The organism is Rhodococcus sp. NPDC059968, assembly GCF_042738615.1.
GTDB lineage: Bacteria > Actinomycetota > Actinomycetes > Mycobacteriales > Mycobacteriaceae > Rhodococcus_F.
This window is the reverse complement of record NZ_JBHWUE010000005.1, coordinates 162,409-188,712: the sequence shown is the minus strand read 5'-3', so window position 1 is coordinate 188,712 and position 26,304 is coordinate 162,409. Positions and strand designations below refer to the sequence as shown.

24 protein-coding genes and 4 pseudogenes are annotated in these 26,304 nt (G+C 66.7%); 14 read left to right on the top strand and 14 right to left on the bottom strand.

Features of this window, described 5'->3' with window-relative positions:
* Nucleotides 1-2: 2 nt before the first annotated feature.
* On the bottom strand, nucleotides 3-755 hold the full coding sequence (locus ACFWAY_RS07690) for a GntR family transcriptional regulator (protein ID WP_378453770.1): 753 nt from the start codon (nucleotides 753-755) through the stop codon (nucleotides 3-5).
* A 31-nt stretch (nucleotides 756-786) separates the two neighbouring features.
* Complete coding sequence (locus tag ACFWAY_RS07685; RefSeq protein WP_378453769.1) at nucleotides 787-1,938, bottom strand: acyl-CoA dehydrogenase family protein; 1,152 nt, start codon at nucleotides 1,936-1,938, stop codon at nucleotides 787-789.
* A 180-nt stretch (nucleotides 1,939-2,118) separates the two neighbouring features.
* Between ACFWAY_RS07685 and ACFWAY_RS07680 the strand changes: the two genes are divergently transcribed.
* The 5 genes and pseudogenes from ACFWAY_RS07680 (at nucleotide 2,119) to ACFWAY_RS07660 (ending at nucleotide 7,112) form a co-directional block, all read left to right on the top strand.
* The gene (locus ACFWAY_RS07680) at nucleotides 2,119-2,967 is read left to right on the top strand and encodes an HpcH/HpaI aldolase/citrate lyase family protein (protein ID WP_378453768.1); all 849 of its coding nucleotides are present in this window, start codon (nucleotides 2,119-2,121) and stop codon (nucleotides 2,965-2,967) included.
* Nucleotides 2,964-3,971 carry a MaoC family dehydratase gene (locus ACFWAY_RS07675; protein ID WP_378510343.1) on the top strand — a complete coding sequence of 336 codons (1,008 nt, stop codon included), beginning with the start codon at nucleotides 2,964-2,966 and terminating at the stop codon, nucleotides 3,969-3,971. The genes ACFWAY_RS07680 and ACFWAY_RS07675 overlap by 4 nt, the downstream gene beginning before the upstream one ends.
* A 25-nt stretch (nucleotides 3,972-3,996) precedes the next feature.
* Nucleotides 3,997-5,208 carry a CoA transferase gene (locus ACFWAY_RS07670; RefSeq protein WP_378510342.1) on the top strand — a complete coding sequence of 404 codons (1,212 nt, stop codon included), beginning with the start codon at nucleotides 3,997-3,999 and terminating at the stop codon, nucleotides 5,206-5,208.
* 115 nt (nucleotides 5,209-5,323) lie between these two features.
* Nucleotides 5,324-6,272 (top strand): annotated as a pseudogene (locus ACFWAY_RS07665) (aminotransferase class I/II-fold pyridoxal phosphate-dependent enzyme); the annotation flags it as partial.
* A gap of 156 nt (nucleotides 6,273-6,428) precedes the next feature.
* Entirely contained in the window at nucleotides 6,429-7,112 is a 684-nt protein-coding gene (locus ACFWAY_RS07660) for a PAS and ANTAR domain-containing protein (protein WP_378453765.1), read from the top strand.
* 93 nt (nucleotides 7,113-7,205) lie between these two features.
* On the opposite strand, the gene ACFWAY_RS07655 is transcribed toward ACFWAY_RS07660, so the two are convergent.
* Both ACFWAY_RS07655 and ACFWAY_RS07650 read right to left on the bottom strand, forming a co-directional pair.
* On the bottom strand, nucleotides 7,206-7,697 hold the full coding sequence (locus ACFWAY_RS07655; RefSeq protein WP_378510341.1) for a hypothetical protein: 492 nt from the start codon (nucleotides 7,695-7,697) through the stop codon (nucleotides 7,206-7,208).
* Between the two features lie 113 nt (nucleotides 7,698-7,810).
* The gene (locus tag ACFWAY_RS07650) at nucleotides 7,811-8,302 is read right to left on the bottom strand and encodes a DUF6328 family protein (RefSeq protein ID WP_378510340.1); all 492 of its coding nucleotides are present in this window, start codon (nucleotides 8,300-8,302) and stop codon (nucleotides 7,811-7,813) included.
* Between the two features lie 106 nt (nucleotides 8,303-8,408).
* Here ACFWAY_RS07650 and ACFWAY_RS07645 point away from each other — a divergent pair.
* Nucleotides 8,409-8,640 (top strand): annotated as a pseudogene (locus ACFWAY_RS07645) (hypothetical protein); the annotation flags it as partial.
* A 139-nt stretch (nucleotides 8,641-8,779) separates the two neighbouring features.
* Here ACFWAY_RS07645 and ACFWAY_RS07640 read toward each other — a convergent pair.
* Nucleotides 8,780-9,100, bottom strand: a complete 321-nt coding sequence (locus tag ACFWAY_RS07640; RefSeq protein ID WP_378453762.1) for a hypothetical protein — start codon at nucleotides 9,098-9,100, stop codon at nucleotides 8,780-8,782.
* A gap of 104 nt (nucleotides 9,101-9,204) precedes the next feature.
* Between ACFWAY_RS07640 and ACFWAY_RS07635 the strand changes: the two genes are divergently transcribed.
* On the top strand, nucleotides 9,205-9,462 hold the full coding sequence (locus ACFWAY_RS07635) for a Rho termination factor N-terminal domain-containing protein (RefSeq protein ID WP_378453761.1): 258 nt from the start codon (nucleotides 9,205-9,207) through the stop codon (nucleotides 9,460-9,462).
* Between the two features lie 370 nt (nucleotides 9,463-9,832).
* Here the strand turns inward: ACFWAY_RS07635 and ACFWAY_RS07630 are convergent, their stop codons facing one another.
* The 5 genes from ACFWAY_RS07630 to ACFWAY_RS07610 all read right to left on the bottom strand — a co-directional run bounded on the left by ACFWAY_RS07630 (nucleotide 9,833) and on the right by ACFWAY_RS07610 (nucleotide 13,209).
* Nucleotides 9,833-10,168: a hypothetical protein gene (locus tag ACFWAY_RS07630; protein WP_378453760.1), complete on the bottom strand. Its 336-nt coding sequence runs from the start codon at nucleotides 10,166-10,168 to the stop codon at nucleotides 9,833-9,835.
* Entirely contained in the window at nucleotides 10,168-10,425 is a 258-nt protein-coding gene (locus ACFWAY_RS07625; protein WP_378453759.1) for a hypothetical protein, read from the bottom strand. The genes ACFWAY_RS07630 and ACFWAY_RS07625 overlap by 1 nt, the downstream gene beginning before the upstream one ends.
* A 26-nt stretch (nucleotides 10,426-10,451) precedes the next feature.
* On the bottom strand, nucleotides 10,452-10,952 hold the full coding sequence (locus ACFWAY_RS07620) for a hemerythrin domain-containing protein (protein ID WP_378510339.1): 501 nt from the start codon (nucleotides 10,950-10,952) through the stop codon (nucleotides 10,452-10,454).
* A 165-nt stretch (nucleotides 10,953-11,117) separates the two neighbouring features.
* Complete coding sequence (locus ACFWAY_RS07615) at nucleotides 11,118-11,741, bottom strand: Rieske 2Fe-2S domain-containing protein (protein WP_378510338.1); 624 nt, start codon at nucleotides 11,739-11,741, stop codon at nucleotides 11,118-11,120.
* Between the two features lie 868 nt (nucleotides 11,742-12,609).
* A complete protein-coding gene (locus ACFWAY_RS07610) occupies nucleotides 12,610-13,209 on the bottom strand; it encodes a hypothetical protein (protein WP_378510337.1) in 600 nt (199 codons plus the stop codon).
* 61 nt (nucleotides 13,210-13,270) lie between these two features.
* Here ACFWAY_RS07610 and ACFWAY_RS07605 point away from each other — a divergent pair, with 61 nt between their 5' ends.
* The 6 genes and pseudogenes from ACFWAY_RS07605 to gvpO all read left to right on the top strand — a co-directional run.
* Nucleotides 13,271-13,570 (top strand): hypothetical protein, encoded by a 300-nt coding sequence (locus ACFWAY_RS07605; RefSeq protein ID WP_378510336.1) that lies wholly within the window; start codon nucleotides 13,271-13,273, stop codon nucleotides 13,568-13,570.
* Nucleotides 13,571-13,978: 408 nt separating this feature from the next.
* A complete protein-coding gene (locus tag ACFWAY_RS07600; protein WP_378510335.1) occupies nucleotides 13,979-14,689 on the top strand; it encodes a hypothetical protein in 711 nt (236 codons plus the stop codon).
* A gap of 5 nt (nucleotides 14,690-14,694) precedes the next feature.
* Entirely contained in the window at nucleotides 14,695-15,855 is a 1,161-nt protein-coding gene (locus tag ACFWAY_RS07595) for an SRPBCC family protein (protein WP_378510334.1), read from the top strand.
* Nucleotides 15,852-16,226: a gas vesicle protein GvpJ gene (gene gvpJ / locus ACFWAY_RS07590; RefSeq protein ID WP_378453752.1), complete on the top strand. Its 375-nt coding sequence runs from the start codon at nucleotides 15,852-15,854 to the stop codon at nucleotides 16,224-16,226. The genes ACFWAY_RS07595 and gvpJ overlap by 4 nt, the downstream gene beginning before the upstream one ends.
* A pseudogene (locus ACFWAY_RS07585) lies at nucleotides 16,226-17,013 on the top strand (GvpL/GvpF family gas vesicle protein). Before gvpJ ends, ACFWAY_RS07585 begins: the two are co-directional and overlap by 1 nt.
* Nucleotides 17,014-17,040: 27 nt before the next feature.
* Nucleotides 17,041-17,172, top strand: a pseudogene (gene gvpO, locus ACFWAY_RS07580) (gas vesicle protein GvpO); the annotation flags it as partial.
* Nucleotides 17,173-17,651: 479 nt separating this feature from the next.
* Here gvpO and ACFWAY_RS07575 read toward each other — a convergent pair.
* Both ACFWAY_RS07575 and ACFWAY_RS07570 read right to left on the bottom strand, forming a co-directional pair.
* On the bottom strand, nucleotides 17,652-18,335 hold the full coding sequence (locus ACFWAY_RS07575; RefSeq protein WP_378453750.1) for a TetR/AcrR family transcriptional regulator: 684 nt from the start codon (nucleotides 18,333-18,335) through the stop codon (nucleotides 17,652-17,654).
* 158 nt (nucleotides 18,336-18,493) lie between these two features.
* Nucleotides 18,494-18,769, bottom strand: coding sequence for a hypothetical protein (locus ACFWAY_RS07570; protein ID WP_378510395.1), 276 nt, complete (start codon nucleotides 18,767-18,769; stop codon nucleotides 18,494-18,496).
* A gap of 734 nt (nucleotides 18,770-19,503) precedes the next feature.
* Here ACFWAY_RS07570 and ACFWAY_RS07565 point away from each other — a divergent pair.
* Nucleotides 19,504-20,184 (top strand): TetR family transcriptional regulator, encoded by a 681-nt coding sequence (locus ACFWAY_RS07565; protein WP_378453749.1) that lies wholly within the window; start codon nucleotides 19,504-19,506, stop codon nucleotides 20,182-20,184.
* Nucleotides 20,185-20,531: 347 nt separating this feature from the next.
* On the opposite strand, the gene ACFWAY_RS07560 is transcribed toward ACFWAY_RS07565, so the two are convergent.
* Both ACFWAY_RS07560 and ACFWAY_RS07555 read right to left on the bottom strand, forming a co-directional pair.
* On the bottom strand, nucleotides 20,532-22,475 hold the full coding sequence (locus ACFWAY_RS07560) for a potassium transporter Kup (RefSeq protein ID WP_378510333.1): 1,944 nt from the start codon (nucleotides 22,473-22,475) through the stop codon (nucleotides 20,532-20,534).
* Nucleotides 22,476-22,894: 419 nt separating this feature from the next.
* Nucleotides 22,895-26,197 (bottom strand): protein kinase, encoded by a 3,303-nt coding sequence (locus ACFWAY_RS07555; RefSeq protein ID WP_378510332.1) that lies wholly within the window; start codon nucleotides 26,195-26,197, stop codon nucleotides 22,895-22,897.
* Between the last annotated feature and the right edge of the window lie 107 nt (nucleotides 26,198-26,304).

The window sequence follows — 26,304 nt, the reverse complement described above, 5'->3', positions numbered from 1 at the left end:
GGTCAGCGTCCGCCGCGCCGCAGGGTCACGCGATAGGTGTAGTGCTCGGGCAGGAAGTAGCTGACCGCCAGCTCGACGGTCCGCCCCTCCGAATCGGAATACAGGCGGTCCACCCGCAGCATCGAATGACCCTCGGGGCAGCCGAGTTCCCGGGCCACGTCACCGGGGGCGGGCGCGACGGTGATCGATTGCGCCGCCTCGACGATGGGGCTCCGCAGGTGCGGCTCCAGCAGACCGATGATCGTGTACGAACTGACGGCGCCCGCGGACATCTCGGGTGCGTCGACGACGAGGCGGGCGATCTCGTCGGGAAGGTACACGGTGGTCAGCACGAACGGTGTGTCGTCGTGGCGACGCCGGAACACGACCGTGTGGACGAGGTCGGTGTCGAGGCGGAGCCTGCTCGCGGCCTCGATGTCGACCCGGCGGCGCAGGGGTGAGACCACCTCCATGGTGGTGTCGGTGGACAGATTCATCAGATCCTCGATCGACCCCAGCTGACGCAGGTATCGGCCGTCGGATTCCGCTGCGAACGTCCCGCGTCCCGGGACCCGGTAGACGATGCCCTCGGCTACCAGGTCCTGGAATGCGCGTCGTACGGTCTGCCGGCTCACGCCGTGCTGTTCCGCGAGCTCGAATTCGGTGGGGAGCTTGAGGCCGCCGCGGTACTTGCCCGCGGCTATGTGCTCACGGAGCTGCTTCGACACCAGCTGGTACGCCGGCTCCGTCTCTCGTTCTCGTTCCCTACCGTTCATCGGGCACCGATCCTACGTGCAGGTTGCCGGACTACAGACCGCCCCGCGACACGAGTTGCGAGACGATGACGTTGCGCTGGATCTCGTTGGTGCCCTCGCCGACGATCATCAGCGGGGCGTCCCGGAAGTACCGTTCGACGTCGTACTCGGTGGAATAGCCGTAGCCGCCGTGGATCCGCACCGCGTTCAGGGCGATGTCCATGGCGACCTCGGAGGCGTACAGCTTGGCCATGCCGGCCTCCATGTCGCACCGGTCGCCGCTGTCGTACTGCTCGGCCGCGTGCCAGGTCAGCTGCCGCGCCGCGGTCAGCTTGGTCGCCATGTCGGCCAGGTAGTTGCCGATCGACTGGTGCTTCCAGATCGGCTTGCCGAAGCTCTCCCGCTGCTGCGCGTAGGCGAGGGAATCCTCGAGCGCCGCCGTGGCCACACCCAGCGCCCGGCAGGCGACCTGGATGCGCCCGGTCTCGAGGCCCTTCATCATCTGACCGAAACCCTTGCCCGGGTTGCCGCCGAGGATCGCCGAGGCCGGGACGCGGTAGTTGTCGAACGACAGCTCACACGTCTCGACGCCCTTGTAGCCGAGCTTGGGCAGATCCCGCGACACCGTCAGGCCGGGACCGTGTTCGACCAGGACGATCGAGATGCCCTTGTGCTTGGGGGTCGCGCTCGGATCGGTCTTGCACAGCAGCGCGATCAGGCCGGACCGGCGGGCGTTGGAGATCCACGTCTTCGAGCCGGTGATCACCAGGTCGTCGCCGTCGGTCTTGGCGTTGGTCGACATGGCCTGCAGATCCGACCCGCCACCGGGCTCGGTCAGCGCCATGGTGGCCCGGATCTCGCCGGTCGCCATCTTCGGCAGGTACTGCTGCTTCTGCTCCTCGGTGCCGTACAGCGACAGCAGCTTCGCGACGACGGTGTGCCCGCCCATCGCCCCGGCCAGGCTCATCCACCCACGGGCCAGTTCCTGGGTGACCTGTGCGTAGCAGGGCATCGACACCGGCGATCCGCCGTACTCCTCCGGGACCGCCAGACCGTAGATCCCGATCTGCTTCATCTGCTCGATCCACTTCTCGGGGTACTCGTTGGCGTGTTCCACCGCCTGCACCGTCGGCTTCACGTCGCGGTCGATGAAGGCGCGCACCGTCTCGACCAGGTACGCCTCTTCCTCGTTCAGCTTGCCCATGAATCCACCTCACGCTTTCCACAACATTTGTACGGCCATAATCCGACAATGTCTGCCTAAAGTCAACGATCGGTCTTGACATGACGGCTGCACCGCTGCCAGCATCAGCAGCGCAGCCCTACCGGGCTGGCCGTACATATCAGCCCGACCCGGGCTCCCGGACCCTAGGAATGAAGCATCGTGCAGAACCTCACCCGCAGGCGCGCCGTTCTGGTAGCCCCCGGATCCGACGAGCGCAAGGCCGTCAAGGCGCTCCGGTCGACTGCCGACGAGGTGGTCCTCGACCTCGAGGACGCCGTCGCCGCGGCCAGGAAGGCCGACGCCCGCGACCTCGTGCGCCGGCTCGTGCGCGAGTCCGACGGCTCCCGGGCCGTCTCGGTCCGCATCAATGCGCTGACCACACCGTGGGCCGAGGACGACCTCGCCCTGTGCGCTTCCCTCGGCGACGCGCTCACGAGCATCGTGGTTCCCAAGACTGAGACAGCGCAGGATCTCGCTCGCGCCGATCAAGCGCTCGCCGGCACGGACATCGGGTTGCAAGCTCTCGTCGAGACTCCGGTCGGGGTCCAGAACATCGGCGACATCACCCGCGCCGTCGCCCGGCTCGAGTCCGTCGTCATCGGCTACGCCGACCTCGGGGCTGCCCTCGGCCGGTTCCGCTCCGCCCTCCCCGAGCACTGGCTCGCGATCCAGGACGGCGTCCTCGTCGCCGCCCGCGCCGCCGGCATCCAGGCGATCGACGGCCCGTTCCTCGGTATCGCCGACGACGACGCCTTCCGTCACTCGGCCGCCTGGACCAGCGCGCTCGGGTTCGACGGGAAATGGGTCATCCATCCCGCACAGGTCGAGTCGGCCGCTTCGGCCTTCACCCCCACCGACACCGCAGTCGAGGACGCGCGCCGCGTGATCGACGCACTCGCCGCCGCCGAGGCCGCGGGCAGCGGGGCGGCGCAACTCGACGGGCAGATGCTCGACGAGGCCGTCGCGGTGGCCGCACGACGCGTCCTCGCCCAGGTAGGTGCACAGTGACGATCACGCAGACGTACGTCGGTGGACCGTACTTCGACGAACTCGAGGTGGGGCAGGTGTTCGACACCGCCCCCGCCGTCACCCTGACCAGCGGCCTCGCCGCCGCCCATCAAGCCATCCTCGGCGACCGCCTGCGGCTGCCCCTCGACGCGCACCTGTCCCGGGCCGTCACCGGATCCGGCGACGCCGTGGCGAATCCCGGCCTCGTCTGCGACGTCGCCATCGGACAGTCCACGCTCGCCACGCACCACGTGAAGGCCAACCTGTTCTACCGCGGCCTCCGCTTCCACCACTTCCCCCATCTCGGCGACACCCTGTACACCCGCACCGAAGTAGTGGGCCTGCGCGAGAATTCGGCGAAACCCGGACGCAAACCCACCGGGCTGGCGGCACTCCGGATGACGTCCACCGACCAGGACGGCCGCACCGTCCTCGACTTCTACCGCTGCGCGATGCTCCCGCTGAGCGAGAACCCCGACGAGGACCGCGTCCGCAAGTCCGACGACCTGTCCGCGATCGGTCCGCAGACCGAGCAGTCCTTCGCCGCACCCGAGGCCTGGGACCTCGCCCGCTACCGCGACAAGGTTCCCGGACAGCACTTCTCGGCCGACCTCGCCGGCACCGTCCTGCGGAGCAGCGGCGACGTGGTCTCGAGCGCCCCCGAGCTGGCGCGCCTCACCCTCAACATCGCGGCCACCCATCACGACGAACGGGTCGGCGCCGACGGACGGCTCGTCTACGGCGGGCACACCATCGGCATCGCACTCGGGCAGGCCACGCGCGCCCTGCCCAACCTCGTCACGGTCCTGGGCTGGAAGTCCTGCGACCACACCGGTCCCGTCCACGAGGGCGACACCCTCACCAGCGAACTCGAGATCGAGAGCGCCGAGGCGTTGCCCGGCGGTGGCGGCGTACTGCATCTGCGCTCACTCGTGTTCGCGCACAACGCCGCAGCGTCCGACATTCCCGTCCTCGACTGGCGCTTCACCGCCCTCATGGCCTGACCTCCACCCTCAAGGAGCTTCTCTCGTGACTGCCCACACTCCCCTCGCCGGACTTCGGATCGTCGAGGTCTCCAGCTTCGTCGCGTCGCCCCTGTGCGGGCTGACGCTGTCTCAGCTGGGGGCCGAAGTGATCCGGATCGACCCCATCGGCGGCTCCGCCTGCTACAAACGCTGGCCGGTCACGAGTGACGGCGAGAGCATCTACTGGACCGGCCTCAACCGCGGCAAGCGGTCCGTCTCCGTCGACATGCGCAGTCCCGAGGGGCAGCAGCTCGTACAGCAACTGGTCGCGGCCCCCGGTGCGGGTGGCGGAATCCTCGTCACCAACGCCGGCGGTCGTGACTGGCTCGCCCACGACGCGCTCAGCGCCCTGCGCTCCGACCTCATCACCCTCGAAGTCCTCGGTGGCACCGACGGTTCCCCCGCCGTCGACTACACCGTCAATGCGGGGCTCGGCTTCCCGTCCATCACCGGGCCCACCGATCATGCCGGCGTCGTCAACCACGTTCTCCCCGCGTGGGACGTGGTGTGCGGGCTGTACGCCGCGCTGGCCGTCGCCGCCGCCGTCCGGCACCGCGACGCCACCGGCGAGGGCACCCACATCCGCCTGCCGCTCGAGGACGTCGCGCTGGCCACCGCAGGCACGCTCGGCTACCTCACCGAAGTCCAGATCAACGGCACCGGCAGGCCGGCGACCGGAAACTCCGTCTACGGCACGTACGGAACGGATTTCACCACCAGCGACGGCGCCCGATTCATGATCGTCGCCCTCACCCCCCGGCACTTCCGTGACCTGGTCGCCGTCACCGGAACCACCGCCGCCGTGGAGGCACTCGCCACCGCACTCGACGCGGACTTCGCGCGCGACACCGATCGCTTCACCCACCGCGACGTCCTCACCGCCCTGTTCGCCCGCTGGTTCCGCGAACACACCGCGGCCGAAGTGGCCGAGGCGCTCTCGAAGACGTCCGTGCTCGCCGAGCGTTACCGCACCTTCGAGGAAGTCGTGAAATCCGGTGAACTCGAGAAGAACCCGATGTTCACTCCCCTCGACCAGCCGCGGATCGGCACCTACCTCGCCGCCGGGCACCCCGCGTCGTTCGACGGCCACCACGCCACGGTGGCACCCGCCTCCGCGGTCGGCGACGACACCGGCAGCGTGCTCCGGGACCTCCTCGGCAGCTCCGACTCCGACATCACCAAACTCCTCGACAGCGGCATCGTCGGCGGGAAGTGACGCGTTGACCAGGCGACGCTGCGGAAAGCTTCGTTCCCGCAGCGTCGCTCGTGAGACCGGCGTTACCCGAGTTCGTACACCGGGCCGGTGTGGATTCCGTGCACTGATCCAATAGATGCACGTGCCGCCTCAGCGGCTGGTACGCGGGCATCCACTCGTCGAGTGCTCGCACGTCCGTACAGACCACACCCCACCCGGGCACCGGCTGGGCCGCGGCGCCGACGGACGCGTCACAGAGGTGCTCGGGATCGACCCATTCCGTTCCGACGTACTCGCCTCCTCCGGTTTGGACGACCGCACCTCGAGCAACCGCAATCTCGCCGACGCCGAAGACCTCATGGCCGAAGCGGTGGGGGCCGATCAGGCGTTCTTCTCCACCTGCGGAAGCTCACTGTCGGTGAAAACAGCGATGATGGCCGTGGCCGGTAACCACCCGGGCGGCCTGCTCGTCGGCCGCGATTCGCACAAATCGATCGTCGCCGGCCTGATCTTCAGCAGGGTCACGCCGCGGTGGATCACCCCTCGGTGGGACGAAGAGATGCATTTCTCCCACCCGCCGTCCCCGGAGCAGGTGCGCACCGCCTGGGAGCAACACCCCGATGCCGCCGGCGCCATCGTCGTCAGTCCCAGCCCCCTACGGCACCTGCGCCGACATCGCCGCGATCGCCGGCGTGTGTCACGAGCGGGGCAAACCCCTGATCATCGACGAGGCGTGGGGAGCGCATCTGCCCTTCCACGACGACCTGCCGACCTGGGCGATGGACGCGGGCGCGGACGTCTGCGTCGTCAGTGTCCACAAGATGGGTGCCGGGTTCGAGCAGGGATCGGTGTTTCATGTCCAAGGTGATCTCGTAGACGGTGCCCACCTGTCCGCGTGCGCGGATCTGCTGATGACCACCAGCCCAAACCGCCTGCTGGGCAAGGAGGCTTCCCACGACCTGGACCGCCTGCAGATCCTGATCGACGTGAGCGAGACCGGCGCGACCGGATACCAGTGCGCCGACTGGCTGCGCGGCCACTGTCAGCTGGACGTCGGTATGTCCGACCACCGGCGCATCCCTGCTGCTGACCGTGCACATCCGCAGCCGCTGATCCTCGCCGGACGCAACGGTCCTCTGGCCGTTGTCCGCTGTTATCGACTATTTCTACGCATTGCGATGTGAGTGCTCGGCATACTGTGGCAATGGCATCGAGACGAGGGTGCTCGAGCAAAGAGGGCAGTGGGTGTAGCTGTGGACAGTGATGAGCTCCTCGGCTCGAACGCACCCCCACAGGGCGGAAGTTTCCGGTTCTACCTCGACGGCGAGCGCTGGGAATGGTCGGATCCCGTCGCCCGCATGCACGGCTACCAACCGGGCGAAATCACCCCCACCACCGAGCTTCTGCTGTCCCACAAACATCCCGACGATCAAGCGCAGGTCGCTGCACTCTTCGACAAGATGATCCACGCCGGTGAGCCGTTCAGCAGCAAGCACCGCATCATCGACACCGACCGCCGTATCCACCACGTCATCGTGGTCGGCGATCGAATGTTCGACGAGAACGACAAGGTCATCGGCACATCCGGGTATTACATCGACGTCACCGAATCATTGGAGACCGACCTCCGCGAATTCAACGCGGCGCTCACCGAGGCGGTCGCCGGACTCGAACAATCGCGGGCGGTGATCGAGCAGGCGAAGGGTGCACTCATGCTCGTTTACGGCATCACCTCGGAACGGGCCTTCGGCATCCTCACCTGGCGCTCACAGCAGACCAACACCAAGCTCCGCATCCTCGCCGAGCGCTTCGTCGACGCCCTCGCCGGAGAGGCGATCCTCCCCGAGTCGTTTCGCGCCCGGTTCGACCACCTACTCCTGACCGCGCACGAGCACTCCGACGAACAGTCGGGGGCACAGGACTGATCGGCGGTCCCTCGCGTTGGGAGTTCGCCCTGCGGAACCTCGGTCCGAGACATCCGCAGCACCAAGCTCCGCCTCCCGACAAAGGGACCCTCCCTATGCGGTGGTGACGTCGGGCGGGTCGGGAAGGTCGACATCGAGAACGAAGTCGAGCCAGATGATCGCGTCGGCCAGGGTCTCCGCTCGCATGGTGAGGTCGAATTGCTGTTCGGCGGCGGTGAGCGACCGCTCCCCCTCCGCGACATCCTCGGCGAGGAACGCCGACACCGTCCGCAGCACCCAACGCGCCGATGCCGGCAAGGCGTCGACGTCGACGTACCGCCCGTCCGTGAAGCGGAGGTCGAGGATGAATCTCTCCCCTGGACCCGCGGCGCCCAGGCGCGCGCTCACCACGCCGACAATCGCATCGACGACCCACGCGAGCACATCGCCGTATACCGGCCGGCCTCCGACGGGGTGCGGCTCGGCGCACAGCCGGGATATCTCGCACGAGACTCGGGCCGCGTCACGGTCGCCAACCAATTGCACCAGCCGACCGCCGAGAGCTGCGGCCGAAGAGCTGGTGGGGCGGCGTGCGTTCGATCCCATACTGGAGAGTGCCCGGCGCCGGGGACCCACAACCCACCCGCCTCATACGGTGCCGGGTTGTTCCGGCGATCGTTCGCTCGCGCCGCCGGTGCCGGTGATTTTGCGACCGCCACTCATGTCCGGTTCGGCAGCGAGGGCAGGATCCAGAAACTGAAGAACATCAGCATTGCCACTGCGGCCGCGATGATCCCGGTGGGCAAGTTGACCACGAAGCTGAAGATCAGCAGAACCACGCCGACGAGGGCGAAACCCAGCGCGGCGATGCCGCAGATCGCCAGTCGCTGTCCGGTCGCGACGAGCGTGGGAAGGGCATGCTGCCGGAACAGCAGCCGGTGTATGCCGACCAGCGCGACCAGCATCATCGTCGCGGTGACGGAGAGGGCGACGGTCACGAGATAGATCACCTCCTGCGCGTCCGACAGTTCCTCGAAACGCTGCTGGAACGGCAGGGTCAGCAGGAATCCGGTCAGGAGCTGGACACCCGTCTGCACCACGCGCAGTTCCTGCAGCAGGTTGCTCCAGTTGCGGTCGAGTCGCTGGGTTTCGGTTTCGTCGCGGACCCTGCGGTTCCATGCGGCGTCGTCCCGACCATCTGCGGTGTCCATGCTCAGGAAGTACCCGATCTTAGGGTCGATGGAACCCCCAACTGCCGCCGGTGTGTAGACGCGAGCTGACACCCGACGGCGGTGCGGGCGCACGCCGTTCGGCGCCATCCGCCGCGAGAGGCGAACCGAATGCGGTTGCGGCACAGCGATCCGAACACACCGGGCACGCATCGAGGCCCTCGTCATCCCACCGGCGTGGCGACGGGTGTGGATCAGCCCTCACCCGAACGGGCACATCCAGGCTGTCGGGGTCGACGCCGCCGGCCGACGCCAGTACCTCTACCACGACCAGTGGCGCCACGAACGCGACGAAGAGAAGTTCGGGCGCGTCCTCACGATGGCAGAGCGACTGCGCGTCGTATGTGGACCCGCGGGTACTCGCCGCGTACGAGTCGGATCACACCATCGCATCCGCACTCGCCCGCGCACAGCGCTCGCGCTCCGAGGAAGCCGAGCGGGCTGTCGTCGAACGCGCAGTCATCCGGCTGCTCTCGCGGTAGGAGCGGTCCAGGAGGCGCTGTGTGCGTTGGACGTCGCTCGTGTCGGCGGTCGGACACCGCATTCCCGCTCGATGGGGTCGAGCACGCTGTCCCGATTCGCGGCGTCTCGGATAGCGGCCGCGACGAAGGGGTAAAGCTGCGCCACTTCGTACCGATGCGCCGCATCCAACGTGTGGGTGACCGCCCGACAGACCCGATCGAGACCGGCGTCCAGGAACTGGTCCCGTCCGACGGATTCACCGAGAATCGCAGCCTTGACCGCCATGGACAGGAAGCGGCGGCGCTCCCGGGGCGGCATGCACGATCTGCAGTTGAGCCGAACTGGAACCGATATCGAGCACACCGACCGACAACGGGCGGATTCGGGTACCCGGTGAGCAGCATCGAAGCGAGGAGGGCACCATGCCGCGGTCATCGATCAAGGACGAGAAGGTGTACCAGGAAGTACGGAAGGACGGTGCGTCGAAAGAGAAGGCGGCGCGGATCGCGAATTCGGCCGCCAATCGTGGCCGGTCCAGTACCGGCCGTAAGGGCGGCAAGTCGTCATCGTACGAGGACTGGACCGTTGACGAGTTGAAGAAGAAGGCGAAAGAGGTTGGTTTGTCCGGCTATTCATCCAAGCGCAAAGGTGAATTGATCAAAGCGCTGTGCAACCACTGATGCCCTCCAACTCACGTCGGAGCCTGCACCGGCCGCGCGCGGGCTGACTCCTGTTTCGGTGGTACCGATCCGGGCGCAGATTGTTTCGTACCAAACGGTTGCCGTCGGGTACCCGGGTCCAGAAATCGCTGACGAAAGGGAGCGCTGGTAAATGCACTCGTGTGGCACGGTACATGCCTGGAATGAAGGAAGGAACCATCGGCGGCCATGAGGGCGTCGGCGTCGTCGAGGACGTAGGGCCGCCGTGCGCGGCTTCACTCCCGGCGATCGGGTGGTGATCTGCTCGACCATCGCCTGCGAAAATCTGCGTGTACTGCCGGGCCGGCCGCCAGCACACGCAGATGGTCCCCGAAAACTCGGAGACGGGGGGCTACAGGGTCGGGTCCCCGCGGCCGCGGCGACTTCCCCGATATGCTCCGACCCGCACCCCGGCGAGCCACTCGGGACGCAGCGCCAACCGCGGTGAACGGTTGAGTACCGGGTCGAAGGTCGGTTGCTCGTCGTCCGGCAGATCCTCCACGTGCGTCAGCGTCACCTGCCCGGCGGGAACGGGCGAACCGGTCAACGAAACCAGCTCGAGCCGAAACGTCAGTGGCGCGTGAGTGATCGCGTCGCGCAGCGCGTCCAGCGAGGTCGACGTCGGATGTGTGCCGACGGGAACGGCAAGGACCCATCTGGTGTTCGTCCCGTTCGACGAATACGGCATCAGGCTGCTGTAGCGAGCCCCAACACGTCGGGCACACCCCTCGGTGTTCCCACTCCCCCGGACAGCCTCGCCATCACGTTGATCGGTGTTCCCGTCGGCAGCGTCCACCACGGGTTGTCGAATTCGATGTGCCCGGCGGCGACCATGCCACGCGGATGGAAGACCCGAACACCACCCCGCAGCGCTGCGAACGCCTGAAACGGTGCCTGGACGAACACCGCCCGAGCCGCACCCACAGCCCGACCGGTCAGATTCACGGTCCCCGCCCAACACGCGATCGCCCCTATTTGATCACCGCGTCGACCGTCTTCCTCAGGGCGGAGGGCTGTGCGGGAGAGGTGGGCGCCTTCTCCTTCAATTCGAGCAGCCGTTCACCGATCTCCTGGAGTTTCTTACGTCCCAGCTCTTCTCGCACCTTCGGGAACCACTCCTGCTCTTCCTCTTCGATGTGGTGTTCAACGTTCTCGATCAGCACGGTGGTTTTCGCGTCGAAGCGCTCGTCCCCCGGCTTCATCGCTGCCAGCTCGACGACCAGCACGTCCGCGACATGGTGCTCTTCGTATGATTCGAGGATGTCGTCCTCGAGGTCCGGGGCGAGCTCACGCACCTTCGGGTACATGCCCTCGTTCTCGATGTAGGTGTGTACCGTCAGAGCCTCGATGATCTTGTTCACGATGCGGCCCTTCTCCACCTCCGCACCTGATCCCGCACCGCGGAAATCACGGAACAGTTTCCGGATCTCCTTGTGGTCGTTCTTCAGGAGCACGATCGCATCAGTCGACATGAGTACCTCCTACTTGGTTCGGGGTGACGTGCGCATCGCCGGTCACAGTGCACACGCCAGTGCTGAGTCGTGGTCACAAACGATTTACCCACTGACCGCCATCGCTAACACGGGTCCGGCCTGATTCACGGCGTGCCCGTCGGATCGTGACAGATTGCCGTGCCGTCAGTCATTGCCGCTGGCAACGGGGTTGGTGCGGAGCGTCCGCTGCTCGTCCTGCTGCCGGACCTGGATTCGTCCGTCCCGGACGCGTGTCTCATACACCTGCTGCGGTCGGGTCGCTGGACCTCGCAGTACCTGACCGTCCGCGACGCGGAAGCGGCTCCCGTGCCAAGGGCATTCGATGCACCCGTCGTGGAAGGAGCCGTCGTTTAGTGGAGCGCCCCGGTGGGTGCAGCGGTTGCTCAGCGCGACGACGGTGCCTGAGCGGTTCACCAGCAGCACCGACACGGTACCGACCAGCACGGCGACCATTTCCTTCCCGGTCAGGGCCGTTTCCGGGGCCGCGTCCGTCCAGTCCGAGGGGAGGGTGGAGAACGCGGTGGTGTCGACCCCGACCCCGGCGGCATACGACAGATGGCCACCGAGCCAGCCGCTGACTCCGAGCAGTCCTGCCCCCGCTGCCGACAGACCGATGCCGACACCGTGACGGCCCCGACGTCGGGCGGTCCACGACGCCAGATACGCGGCAATGGCTGCATAGTTCGAGACCGCGTGGACTGCGCCGATCCGGCGTTCGGCGCCGAGTGTGTCGGTCCAGTCCGAGGCGCCTGTGAGAGTGGCAGGCACGGCGGCGAGAGCACCCAGCCCCACGAGTTTCGTCGCGGCCGGCCGCGCCCCCCCGGCCGCCGAGCGCATCGAGGAAGCCGGCGCTGACCCACGCGCCGATAGGAACGGTGACCAGGAGTGGATGCAGAGGGTGCCCCAGATCGGTGCCGGACAACGCATCCTTCACCCGGCCCGGCGGCAGCCAATTGTTGATCGTATTCACTACCGCGCCGGAAGAGCGATCCAATGCGTGAGCGTGTTCGAGCCGACGCACACTTCGCTCGAGCAGATTCACGTTCACCACATTCCTATATTCCTTCGATTCGAACACCTTTCGGTCCGCTCCGGCGCGAATGCCCCGATGTTGTGCGGTGCAAACCACACCCTCATGGATGGGATCAAAATCCCGGACCCGGATGCCTCGTTCACTGTTGTCCGCGGAGAAATGCCGGCCAGGGCATCGTCCCGGCTCTTCGGGACGACGCGATCGGCGACGGCCCCTCATCCTGGGTGATCATCCGCCCGGAGCGAGGTGAGTCGGAGGCGGGCGGTGGCCGTCTCAGGTGAACCAGAGTCCGTACGCGACCCGGATCGCTCATGACGACCGCTTACCCGCCACCCCCGCATCCAACACACCGATCCATGCCGAAATCGACAGTGGCGCCGCGCAACAGACACGGTGCTACGACTACGGCGGCGGCCGATGCGGAGTGGGATAGTGCTCCCACAACGAATTTCGGCTGACGCTCCTCGACGGCCTGTTCCGTCGGATTTTCGCACGGGGACACACCTGTCGGGTTTGGGAACCCTCCCCTGAGCTGAAAAGCCGAACAGCGTGTGGGCGAGGGAGGCACCCACGCTGCGGGAGCCCGTGGTACCGGGCACCACCCTATACAGGCCGTCGAATAGCGGCGGCGAGGGCGTGTCGGTGCACCTCGTGGGTGTATTTTTGGTGTATGGGTGCACGAGCGAGAACGGGCGGCCGGACATCGGTCGCATCGCACCGTGGCGGCCCGGTCGGCAGCGGCAAGACCACCGGCGGTGCCAGCCCGACTGCGACCGCCAAAACCAAGCCGACGGCCCGGACATCGGCGAAAAGGTTCGCGGCGACCGCCACAACCGCGACGGGGCGGCTGCCGCGCAGGCGGCCGGCGGCCGCGACATCGACCGGAGCCACCTCGCGGCGCAGCAACCCGGGGCGGGCGGAACCGACGCCGCGGCCGAGGCGAACGGACGTCACCGGCGAATCATCCTCGGGCACACCCCGGCGGCGGCGAGCCGACAGCGCCGCGCCCTCCGGGCGTGCTACCACCGCGAAGCCGGCGGCTCGCACACATCCCCGAGGTGAGGGATCCAGCACGGCCGCGCACCCGCGGTCCACCGCACCGAATCGCGCACGCCGACCGGACTCGTCAGCGAAGGACACCGAACGCGGCGGGCCTGCCGACACCACCTGGAGCCGGGTGTCGCGGTCGGTCGAGGCCGCCATCGAATGGCTGAAAGCCCACCTTCACCGACTCCAGGAGACGGTGCGAGACCGCGGCGCCAGGGTGACGGAAAAGGTTAAGCAGAAGATCGAGGAGTGGATGAACCCCCTCGTCGACGAGGTCGCGCACGGCGGGGTGGGCATGACAGCAGGACTCGAGGGCGTTCGGGCCGCCCTGACAGGTAAGAATCCTGTGTGGGCCGCGATCAAGGGTCTGGTGTCCGGATTGAGCGGCAAGGCCAAGGTAGCCCTGATTCTCCTACTGATCCTCGGACTCCTCCTCGGGCCGGTACTGCTCGTGGTCCTGTTGCTGGCCCTCCTTGTCATGGCGATCGTCGCGGCGGTGCGGGCCGCCGCACGCTGATCTGATCGACGGGCGGGCAGCGGTATACGACGTCCCACAAGAAAAAAATCATCGCGGCATTGCGCAACCATTGATCACCAGCGATCTTCCGTTGCTCGACGAACCCTCGCAGAACCGCCGTGAAAGTGCTCGATTCGTTGCACGGCAACATCTCCGAGAGGTCTCTGCGTGCGGGGGCGTCTCGGTTCGGGCAGTCGGTGCGGGTAAGTGGACGGAGAAACAGCGCGTCCGTGAGGTCGACCGGGGTGGTGTTTGTACTGGTGATTGAGCGTCGCCGGGTTGGGGTAGTCGAAAATGCGCACCCCTACCACGCACGGTCTTGCGACACATCGCCGAAAACGGTCCTGCGACACATCGCCGAGGTTGGCGAGAGGTGCGTGGTGATTACTCGGTAGAAGGGGTTCAATGATGAACAACAAGACTCAGATGGCGGCCGCGATCGGTGCGGGCTATCTGCTGGGCCGCACCCGCCGGATGAAGCTGGCACTGATGCTCGCCGGGGCCGGGACGACCGGGCGCTTTCGCGGCGGGCCGCGGGAGCTGCTCACACTCGGCACAAAGATGCTCGCGAATTCCCCGGAGGTCGCCAAACTCGGCGAGTCGGTCCGGGGTGAGCTGCTCGGGGCGGCGAAGGCCGCAGCGGTCACCGCTGCCAGCCAGCGCATCGACTCGCTGAGCAACCGGCTCCAATCGGGCGGCAAGGAGATCACGGGCACCGTCAGCGATCTCCCGGACAACGTCAGTGATGTCACCAAGGTGGGCAGATTCGACCGCAAGAAGCGGACGCGTTCACGGGACGACGACGAGCAGGCCGGCGCCGATGAACAGCCGGAGGACGACTACGCCGGCGAGGAAGACGAGGCCGACGACTACGAGGAGCAGGACGAGGACGAGGCTACGTCCGAGGAGCCGGACGAAGACGAGGCCGACGAGGAACCGGCCCCGCGGAAGCGGCCCACGCCGCGCCGCCGGGTCTCGAACACCGGCAGCACCCGGCCCGCCAGCAGGTCGCGGACCGCGAAGTCAGACGAAGACGACGAAGAGGCTCCTGCCCGCAAACGCAGGACACGGGCCAAGGCCACGACGGACTCTGCGCCCGTCCGACGGGCACGGAGGTGATGGCGATGACGAACGCCGCAAAGAAACTACAAGAGGCCGTGCCGGGCGACGGGCACGGCGCGTCGAGTGTGCTGCAGGACGCGGTCCAGCAGCTGATCGGGACGGTCGCCGATAAGGCACTGTCGTCGGTCTCGGACAAGGTGTCGAACGCCTCGGGACGGCTCACCGAGTACGCCGAGGGTGGCGGCGAAGGGGGGCTGCTCGCCGCGCTCACCGGTTCCGAGAAATCGGATGACAATGAGTCGCCGGACAAGTCCGACACCGGTGGCGGCTGGGAGGGCGCCAAGCAGATGGTCAAGGACAAGGCGTCCGACCTCAAGGAGGCGGTCACCGGTGGCGGTGGTGGCGGAAAAGGCAAGAAGCTGAAGTTGACCAACATCGTCGAAATGATCGATGTCGGGGTTCCGGTTGAGCTGGCCTACAACCAATGGACCCAATTCGCCGACTTTCCGTCGTTCATGAAGAAGGTCGAACGGGTTGAACAGGAATCGGACGAGAAGCTCGAGTGGAAGGCGCAGATCTTCTTGTCGCACCGAACCTGGGAAGCGACGATCCTCGAGCAGGTTCCCGATGAGCGGATCGTGTGGCGCTCGAAGGGGGCTAAGGGTTTCATCGACGGTGCGGTGACGTTCCATGAGGTGACCCCCGATCTCACCCGCATCGTTCTGATACTCGAATATCACCCGAAGGGGTTGTTCGAGAAGACGGGAAACCTCTGGCGTGCACAGGGACGACGAGCACGGCTGGAGTTGAAACACTTTGGACGCCACGTGATGACGCAGACAATCCTCCATCCTGACGAGTTGGAGGGCTGGCGCGGAGAAATCCGGGACGGCCAGGTAGTCGAGCCCGACGAAGCAGAACCGGAAGACGAGCAGGACGAAGCGCAATTGGACGAGGGCGAAGAGGACGAAACCGAGGAGCCGGAGGAAACAGACGAGGACGAGGAGCCCGCGGACGAGGAAGCAGTAGAGGACGACGAGGGCGAGGGTGAGGAAGCGGTCGACGAGGAGGCCGAGGAGGACGAGGCGCCTCCGCCGAAACGCCGCGGCCGACCGCGCAAGTCCGCGGCCGCGAGTGAGGACACTGCATCGGCACGCCGTAGCCGCCCACGCAAGACCGCGGCCACAAAGTCCGCCGGCTCGAAGCGAGGAGCCCACCGATGACCACCGGCGGGCCCAGCTCGAGCAGCCTCGCCGATGTCATCGACACCATCCTCGACAAGGGCCTGGTCATCGACGCCTACGTGCGGGTCTCGCTGGTCGGGATCGAACTGCTGACCATCGACGCCCGCATCGTCGTCGCCAGCGTCGACACGTATCTGCGGTTCGCCGAGGCGGTGAACCGACTCGAGATCGGCAGCGAGCCCAAGGGCCTGACCGATCTGGTGGGCGACGTCACCGAAGGTGGTGCCAAATCGAAGACCAAGGGCGCACTCGAGTCCGCGGGTGAGAAACTCGGTGACCTCCTCGGCGGCGGACAAGAGGAGCCCGAGCGCGAGCGGGAGACGCGTAAATCCAGCAGAGGGGACAGATGATGTCCACATCGAACCAGGCCACCGATGCGCCCGACCAGCCGCGTACCACCGGCGTCTACGTCTACGGCATCGTGCCCGCGGACGTGGAGACCGAAGACGACGCCGTCGGCGTCGACGACTCACAGGTGAGCATTATCAGATACGGCGACATCGCGGCGTTGGTGAGCGAAATATCGGTGGACCGGCCGCTCGGTAAACCCGCGGACCTCCAGGCCCACGCGCACCTGCTGGACGGCACCGCGCGGGTGGCACCGGTACTTCCCCTGCGGTTCGGGGCGGTCCTGACCAACTCCGACGCGGTGAAGGACGAACTGCTCACCGCGCACGCCGACGAGTTCGCCGCCGCAATGGAGCAACTCGAGGGTAAGGCCCAATACGTGGTGAAGGGCCGCTACGTCGAACACGCAATCCTGTGGGAAGTGATCGGCGAGAACGAGCAGGCCAGCGCACTGCGCGACACGATCCGCGACCAGCCGGAGGCCACCACCCGCGACGCCCGGATGGCCTCGGCGAGATCGTGGCCAACGCCATCGTCGCGAAGCGAGAGGAAGATACGGCCACGGTGGTCGAGGCACTCGACTCGCTGGCCGACTCGGTCAACGTCCGCGAACCCACACATGAGGAGGATGCCGCGCAAGTGGCGGTCCTCGTCGAGGTCGCCCGGCAGGACGAGCTCGAGCAGGCGGTGGGAGCGTTGGCGGAGCAGTGGGACGGCCGGGTCGAAATGCGGCTGCTCGGACCGCTCGCCGTCTACGACTTCGTGATGGCCCAGACGCCGGAGGGCTGAGGCGACGGGACAGTCGGAGGACGCCCGACCGTCGAAGTGGAAGTGATCGAGGATCGACGCATTCCGTCCTCGACCGACGTGCTCGCCCTGTACGAGGTGGTGCTGAATCTGGACAGAGAGTTATTGTCCTACCGCAGAACTCGCCGCTACAGCCCCGGCACGCGGGGACACCGCCTCGAACCGGAACTGCCCACGACACGGTTACCGTTGAATGGTGTTGCCGCGCCCACCCGGCGCGGTGGCCCGGTACCCCGCCGGATCGAACCCCCCGGCGGGGTCACGGAGCCGCCGGAAATGTTGCGTTGCGCATAGCAACAATCATGAAAGGGCGGGCGGGAGGGTGGTTACCCGCCGGGGTTCGGGTACCCGTCCGGCCTGGGAGTACGCGGGGGCGACGGTGGCCGTTACCAGGGTGCCGGCGACTCCCCGAAACCACTGTTTCCGGGCGCCCGGGCGAGGCGCGTGTCGACGAAGTCCCTACGCACGCAGGTACCGATACTCGGGTCTTGCCTCGCAGCTGTACGGGTACGCCCCATATCGAAGTTTTGGATGCCCGAGCTCCTTTGCGGCAACAGCATGGAATTAGTGAGGACGCCGGCGCCCCGGCACTCCCCGCCTCTTCCGGGGGTTGCCCTTCCCTACCTCGGCACCGAGTCGTTTGGTTTGTGGTCGGCCGGTGCGCGGCCCGAGGTTGCCTTGGTGGTGATGATCTGCACGAGATCGTCGAGGGCGGTCAGGGCGGCGTCGGCGTCCCGGTCGACCAGCCAGCGCAGCACCAGCCCGTTCATGCACGTGAGCACGAACCGGGCGACCTGATCGATCGGGGTGGTCCAGCTGACTTCGGCTCGGGTCGCGCACAGGTCGAGGAACGCGACGGCTTCGGCGTCCATTGTGCGATATTGCTGCTGCGCGATCGCACCGGCCGAGAGGTTGCCAGCGCTGCGTTGGCGTAGCGCGTGGGCGGTGATCTCGTAGGTCAGCAGTTGGTGATTGGGGGTGGATTCGATGATCGGCCAGAGTCCGCGGATTCCGGCGCGCAGTAGGTCCTCGAGCGCCGGAATTCCGGTCAGGCCGGCGGGTTCGGTGTACTGCTCGAACGCCGACCGCATCGCGTCGTTGACGTGCAGGATCTGGGTTTGCCCGAGGTGGGTGAGGAGGGTGTCCTTGTCGTGGAAGTGGTAGTGCACCACCCCGAGGGAGACCCCGGCGGCGGTGGCGAGCGGGCGCATGGTCAGCGCGGCGACGCCCTGCTCGGCTGCGATCGTCAACGCCGCATCGAGGATCTGGGCGCGGCGCTCATCCGCGGGGAGCTTCTTCGCCATCGATTGAGCGTAAGCGCTAGACCGTGGGCCGGTGGGTGTGCGAGCCCGCATTCCGAGCAAGGATGTGTGGAACTCGGGGCCCGGGGGTGTTCGGGCGACCTGTGCGGCTTCCGATCCGCCCATCTCAACCCTCGGGACGTGGGGCCGCGAGCTGATCCTCATCCCACGATGATCAGCACCCCGATGAACGCGACCGCGCTGAGAGAGGCGGCGACACAGATCGTCCACACCCGTATCGCGACCCGGTGCCAATCCCGCCCCTTGTGCACCTGCTCGCCGGTGAGCACCTGTGACCGCGGGCCGGATGCAGCCTGATCGGCCTGGTCCGCCATCTGCTTGCGCGACGCCGCGTCGGCGGTGACCGCCGCGGCGAAAGACGCAGCGACCACGATCAGTGTGGCAGCCAGCACCGTGACCATCCAGGACATGTTCATACCGGGCACTCGATCTTTCCTTGTTTGCTGGGCGTCCGCCGCTGACGCGATCGGTGCCCCCTACGGGCCCCGCCCGCGGGTGTATCGCCGCGGGGGCGCATATTGTTGCGCGGCGGCGAAGGCCCATCCGATCGCGGGAGCGGATCCGGCACCCCACGGTGTGGTGCTCGGGCGGCTGCGGCGCGGCACGAGTCGCCGGGGCGCCACGCCACGTCACGCCGGATCGACCCCTCCCCCCGGCCCTGAATCACCCCGGGAATTTTCACACATTTTGATCAGTCGTCCATTTCACATTTTGATCAGTCGTCCAAATCGAATTGGTCTTTCGTTCAGTTTGAGAGGGTGTCTAATTTCAGGTTTTGTGAAACGCCTAGGGTACCTCGATGCGATATGCAGGTAAGCGGGATCGGTGATCTCGTAAACGACAACAGGTAAGAGGAGTGAAGGGTTCATGGGTTCTGCAGGTATAGACTTTTCGGTCGCATTCGATGCGTTCCTGAAATGGCTCAGCGTGACATTCGGCGGCGGCATCGGCATCGGCTGATCGCCGTATACGCCCTGGAACGGCGGTGGCTCGACTCACCAGGTGGGGGCCGAGCCACCACCACGAGGAACGCTTTATCACCGAAACCAAAGAATTATTCCCGGCGCGCCCGCTGCCCGGCGCATATTCGCCTGGCACTTGCAATATCGCGGTACATTACCGGCGAAAGTGGCCCTGCGGAGAAGGAGCGGTGATCGTCATTCAACAACGATCTCGTGGCACCCGAAACAGCGTATTGCAACGTGCGGCCGAAGAATTCGACCGGCACGGATATGTACGCACGACGTTGGAGATGATCATCGGGCAGTCGGGCGTCGGCAAAGGCGCCGTGTACCACCATTTCTCATCGAAACCGGATCTCGCCGGCGCGGTCATTTCCGAGGGCATGAACCGAATGGACCATCTCCGTACCCAGCAGATGCGCCGCCATACTCGTGCCGTCGAAGCGCTCATTGAGCTCTCCTACACCCTGGCGGATATGGGACGAGGTGAGGCGATGGTGCGGGCCGCGTTCCGACTGGTCCGCGAGATGGGCGACAGCAGCGGCCGCTTTCATACCGCGACCTCGACCATCCATACCTGGACTGAGACGTACCGCGGCTTGGTGGAGCGAGCCATCGCCGAGGGAGACATCCGGGCGGACCTCGATCCGGGTGAGGTCGCCGAGGTACTCGTCGCAGTTGCCTACGGCGCCCAACTGCACGCCACGGCGACCGGCATCCTCGACGCGGGGGCCCGCCAGGTGGATGAGAGTTGGCGGGTGCTGCTGCCCGCGCTGACCACCCCGGTGGACGGAACGTACTTCCTGCGCTTCGCGCAACGCCGCACCCCAGTCGCCACGCCCACCGGAGACACACCGGGTGGATCCTGACCCCGGTCATCCGGTCCACCAGTCGCCGGTCCGTCGTGGGCGGGAGGATCGGTGCAGTGCGATGCTGGGGTGACTACCAACGATTTGCACGCACGCAACATCCGGTTCTCGACATCGCTGAAGGTGTCCTGATCACGCTGCGACGATGCGCACCGGGCGAGGCAGGGCGTTCCCGCACACCTCCTGCCCATGGGACCAAACCTTGGTGTGGTGTCCGCTCGCTGATCGGACCGGCCGGAAATAGTGCCCTCGGGCCGGCTGTGGTGTGTCGTCGCGAACAGTCCTCAACAGATCACGCTACGAAACCCCAAGCTGGGAAACATGGTCCTGCAGGCGAACCCACTTCCCTAAACCTCGATTCGGGAACCCATGATCACTGTCCGCTCCCCTGGCAGGCCGAAGTACTCGGCAGCGTCGGCCGTGATGTAGGAGGTGGCGATGAACAGGTGCTTGCGCCATTGCGCCATCGTCGGTGCCGTCCCCGTGGTCAGTTCGATCTTCGACAGGAAGTAGGAGGCGTCGTCGATCGCGATCGGCCCCTCGGTGTCGGCGGGGTCGAGCAGCCGCAACACGGCCGGGATGTGCGGTGATTCCATGTACCCGAAAAATGCTGTGACGTGGACGATCCCGTCTTCGGCGTAGCCGAGCTTATCGATCTCGGTCCGCTCGGTGTCCGGTACGCGCGGCACCGGCAGCGTGTTGATCGACATGATCACCACGTGTTGCTGCAGCACGCGGTTGTGCTCGACATTGGCCCGCATCGCCAACGGCGCCGTCTTTTTACCGCGGTTGAGAAACACCGCGGTGCCCGGGACCCGCACCAGCTGCGGCCGATAATCGTGCAGTTGGTCGACGAATTCCCGTAACGATCCCTCGGCTCGCTCCCGTGCGCGGGTGACGATGGCGCGACCACGCTGCCAGGTGGTCATCACGGTGAACGCCGTGAGCGCGATCAGCAGCGGCAACCAGGCTCCGTGCACGAGTTTGGTCAGGTTCGCCGCCAGGAACAGCAGGTCGACCGCCAACAAACAGCCGGCACCGATCACGACCAGCCACAACGGCGTGCCCCACCGGGTCCGGGCGATGTAGAAGAACAGCAGAGTCGTGATGGTGATCGTCCCGGTCACCGCCATTCCGAACGCATACGCCAACGCCGCCGAACTGCGGAAGGCGAAGACCAGCGTGAGCACCGACACCATCAGCACCCAGTTGATCCACGGGACGTAGATCTGGCCGATCGTCGACTCGGAGGTGTGTGCCACCCGCAATCTCGGCAGGTAGCCGAGCTGCGCCGCTTGCGACGCGACCGAGTAGGCGCCGGTGATCACCGCCTGGGAAGCGATCACCGTCGCAGCGGTCGCCACCAGCACCATCGGCCACCGCGCCCAGTCGGGGGCCAACAGGAAGAACGGGCTGCTCACCGCGCCCTCGTCGCCGAGGAGCAGCGCCCCCTGGCCGAGGTAACTCAGCACGCACGCCGGCAGGACGAGCAGCAGCCAGCCGCGGGTGATCGCCCGCCGACCGAAATGCCCCATGTCGGCATACAGCGCCTCCGCGCCGGTGACCGCCAGCACGACCGCGGCCAGCGCGAAGAAGGCAATTTCGAAGTGCCCGAACAGGAAGCTCAGCGCATAGGTCGGCGAGAGCGCCTCGAGGATCGCCGGATGCCGGGCGATGCCGCTCACGCCGCAGGCCCCGATCGAGACGAACCAGACGATCATCACCGGCCCGAACAGTCGCCCGACCGCCGCCGTGCCGCGGCGTTGGACGGAGAACAACCCCACGATGATCACCGCCGTGATCGGCACGATCCACTCTGCCAACCCCGGCTCGACGACCTTCAGGCCTTCCACCGCGGACAGCACCGAGATCGCGGGGGTGATCATGCTGTCGCCGAAGAACAAAGCGGCACCGAAGATGCCGAGCCCGGCCAGCACCACGGCGACGCGACGGCCCCGCACCGCACCCAGGCGCCGCAGCAGTGTGATCAGCGCCATCACCCCGCCCTCGCCGTCGTTGTCGGCGCGCATCACCAGCAGGACGTAGGTGAAGGTGACGATGAGCATCACCGACCAGAAGATGAGTGACACCACGCCGTACACGTTGTTCGTGCTGATCGGCACGGGGTGCGGATCGGCCGGGTTGAACACCGTCTGGATGGTGTAGATCGGACTGGTCCCGATATCGCCGAACACCACACCCAGTGCGCCGACCACGACGGCGGCCCGCACCGGTTCTCGACCGCCGCCCTCCACGCGACTCGGCGGACCGACTCCAGGCTCTGTGTCCATGGCGTGCTCCTCGTCTGCAGGACCGGATCCCATTGTCTGTCTTCCTGTACGTGCTGACCGCGGAAGTCGAGTTTCTCGCTGTGGGTCGAGGAACCCCACCCACCACCGGGCGGGCCCTCAGCGTCACCTGCACCAGCGCCGGTGGGCGAGAACAAGCACCGTTTATCCGAAAGAGGGCCGACTTCCTTGTCACCTCAGCAGGATTGGCTCATTCGAATGAGGCCGGTGAGTGCAGACCACCCCTTTCCGCCACGCGGGCGCGGACGGCGGGCCCGCGTGGCTGGCGCGCAGGCGATGTTTGACGATGATGCGACCGGCGGTGTGGCGTGCGTGACCATCACCCCCCCAGCCCAGGATGGGCCAGAGTAGACGTCGACGACGCCCGGGTGTGCGACTGGCGACGGCGGATTGCGCGTCGTTCAGTGCTTGGTTCTTGCCTGTTCCACTACCCACGCGGCGATCTGTGCGCGGGAGGTGAAGCCAAGTTTGGCCAGCACGTGCTCCACATGCCCCTGGGCGGTGCGGGGCGAGATCACGAGTCGAGCGGCGATCTCCTTGTTGGTCAGGCCCTCCGCGACCAGGTCGGCGACCTGCCCTTCCCGTTTGGTCAATTTCGGCAACGCCGCGGCCGCGGCCGGCGGGGAATCCGGGGTCCGCTCGCCGAGGGCGTAGGCGACGGCGGCATCGAACCCCAGCCGCCGGCCCTCCCGGCCGGCCTCCTCGAATCCTCGCTCACCGAGTACCCGACGACACGTCCGTTCGCACTCCTCGTGGTCGACGAGCATCGTCGGAAACACGACCGCGTCGCTGCCGACCGACCGACCCAGCTCCTCGGCCGATCCCAGCAGCACGGCGGCGCGACGTGCTGTCTGCTCCCCGGCGGCGATCCAGGCCAGCGCCTCGAGACCCGACGCGGCGGTGCGCCGGTTGTTCACCTCTCGGGCCAGGCGCAACGACTGTTCGAGCAGCCCCACCGCCCGATCTGCATCCCCCTGCCGCCACAACGCAACGCCCATCGCCCACAGTGCATACGACCGATACACGACCTCCCCGCGTGCCTGCGTGAGCGTGAGCACCTGCTCATAGCACTCGATGGCTCGTTTCGTCTCGCCGCGCAGTGTGTTGGCCAGCCCGAGCATGTTCGTCGCACCGGTCTGGAGCGTGCGGTCCTCCCGCCGACCGAACGTCTCGATCGCGCTTTCCAAGCGCGAACACGCACGGGCCAGGTCACCACCGAAGATCGCCAGGATGCCGTCGGCGTAGGCGATGAGGGCTTGGATCATCGGGTCGGTCGACTGTTCGGCGAGCGCGAGTCCCTCGTCCACAAGTGCGGCGCCCGCCTCGAGGTCACCCTGCACCTCGGCCAACACGCTGGCCGCGTGCAGCGCCTTGGCCCGGTCGACGCTCGGCTCCCCGGGGGTTCGGGCGAGGAGGCGGGCGAGCCACCGGCGGCCTTCGCTGAGTAGTCCACTGGCACTCCAGAACGGGAACAGGGCGGCGGCGATCCGGAGACCTGTGTTCGGGCTGTCGGACGAGCAGAATTCCAGTGCCTCCCGGAGATTCGATTGCTCCCGATCGAGCCGGGTGATCCATTCGAGCTGTCGGGAACTGATCCAGTCGGCCTCCCCGGCGAGCACAAACTTCTGGTAATAGTCGCGGTGGCGCCGGCACAGCTCCGTGATGCCGCCCGTCTCGTGCAGCGTCTCGCGGCCGTAGTCGCGCAGTGTTTCCAGAAGCCGGAACCGCACCGCGGTGCCGGATTCCTCGCGGATCAGGATCGACTTGTCCACCAGGGAGGCCATCGTGTCGAGTAGCTCGACGGCATCGAGCCCGGCTCCGCACACCACCTCGGCGGCCTCGAGCTCGAAACTGCCCGCGAACACCGCCACCCGCGCCCACACTCGTTGCTCCACCGGTGTGCACAACTCATAGCTCCAGTCGAAGCTGAGTCGCAGGGTCTGCTGCCGCGACGGTGCGCCCCGGCTGCCCTGGGTCAGCAACGCATATCGGTCGGTGAGCCGAGTCAGGATTTGTTCCGGCGACATCGCTCGCAGCCGAGCTGCCGCCAATTCGATCGGCAACGGCAACCCGTCCAGTCGGTGACAGATCTGGGCCACCGCAGTCTTGTTGTCCTCGGTCAGTTCGAACCCCGGGACGGCCGTGGCGGCGCGCTCGGCGAACAACGTGACCGCGTCATAACTGGGAAGCCCGGACAACGACGACTGCCGATCCGGATCGGGTACCGGCAGCGGTGGCACCCGAAGCGCCTCCTCCCCACCGATGCCCAGAAGCTCACGACTGGTGGCGAGGATCCGCAGCCCCGGGCAGCCTCGCAACAATGTTTCGGCGAGGTCCGCCACGGCGTCGACCACCCGCTCGCAGTTGTCCAGTATCACCAACAGCACCCGCTCGGCCACGAACTCGACGAGCACCTCACGCAGTGGCCGCGCCGAGTAGTTCCTCAGCCCCAGCGCTGCGGCCACCACATCGGTCAGCAGCGACTCGTCTGATAGTTCTCCCAACTCCACCAGCCATACCCCGTCAGGGAAATCGCGTTGCATATTCGCGGCCACCCGCAATGCCAGGCGTGTCTTGCCGACACCGCCGATCCCGGTCAATGTCACCAACGGTGAGCGGGAGAGCATCTCCCTGGTCACGGTGAGTTCATTACGGCGACCGACGAAGCTGGTCAGCTCGACGGGAAGATTCCCCGCGGTGCCCCGCACACGATCCGGGGCCGCCGAATCGCGCACGACCGCAGCGCCCTCGGGATCGACGACCGGGCGGGTGGGGTTCGGCTCTCCCGGCAGCGCATCCGGTCCGGCATGCAACGCCATCTCATCGACCGGGAATCCGTTGCGGGCCTCGATCCGCCGCAGTTCGTCACCGAGCTCGGCGGCGGACGGCCGATCCTGCGGGTTCGCGGCCATCGCTCGGGCGATCTCCGCGGACACGTCGTCGTCGATGCCGAGGCCGTGCAAGTCGGGCACCGGTGCGGTGGTGATCCGCAGGAATTGGGCCACCACCTGCTCACCGGTGCGGCGCTCGAAGGCCGCGTGGCCAGTCAGGGCACTGAACAAGACGGTCCCGAGGCCGTAGACGTCCGACGCGGTGCTCGGTGGATCACCCCTGAGCACCTCCGGGGCGGTGAATGCCGGCGACCCAGTCACCGTTCCGGTGCCGGTCTCGAAGCCACCGGAGATGTGCGCGATTCCGAAATCTGTCAGCGCCGGCTCCCCGTAGTCGGTGAACAGAATGTTGGCGGGCTTGATATCGCGATGCAAAATTCCGAGTCGATGCGCGGTCTCCACCGCCCCGGCGATCTTCACCCCCGTCCGCAACGCGTGGTCCAACGGCAGCGGACCGTGTCGGCGGATCCGCGCCTCCAGCGAATCCTGCGCGTGGTACTGCATCACGATGTACGGGCGCCCGCCTTCGGTGTCACCGACCTCCAGGACATTGACGATGTTCGGGTGCCCGCTCAGCCGGCCCATTGCCCGCTGCTCCCGCAAGAACCGCGCCCGATTCACCTTGTCCAGGTCTGCGGTGAGGACCTTCACGGCCACGATCCGGTCCACGTCGGGCTGCGTACAGCGGAAGACAACACCGAAGCCGCCACGGCCGATCTCCTCCGCGTCCCCAAAACCGACCGCCGCCAACTCCGCAGCGACCGCCGGTCCAATGTCACGCTGCGTGACCAGTGGATCATCGTCTCTGACCATCGGCCACCCAGCGATTCATCCTGTTCGTGGCATCGACGATCGACACCCGCGCTTACTCAGCTCGAAAACTGTGCACCCAAGGATATCCACCACCCGGCACCCCGGAC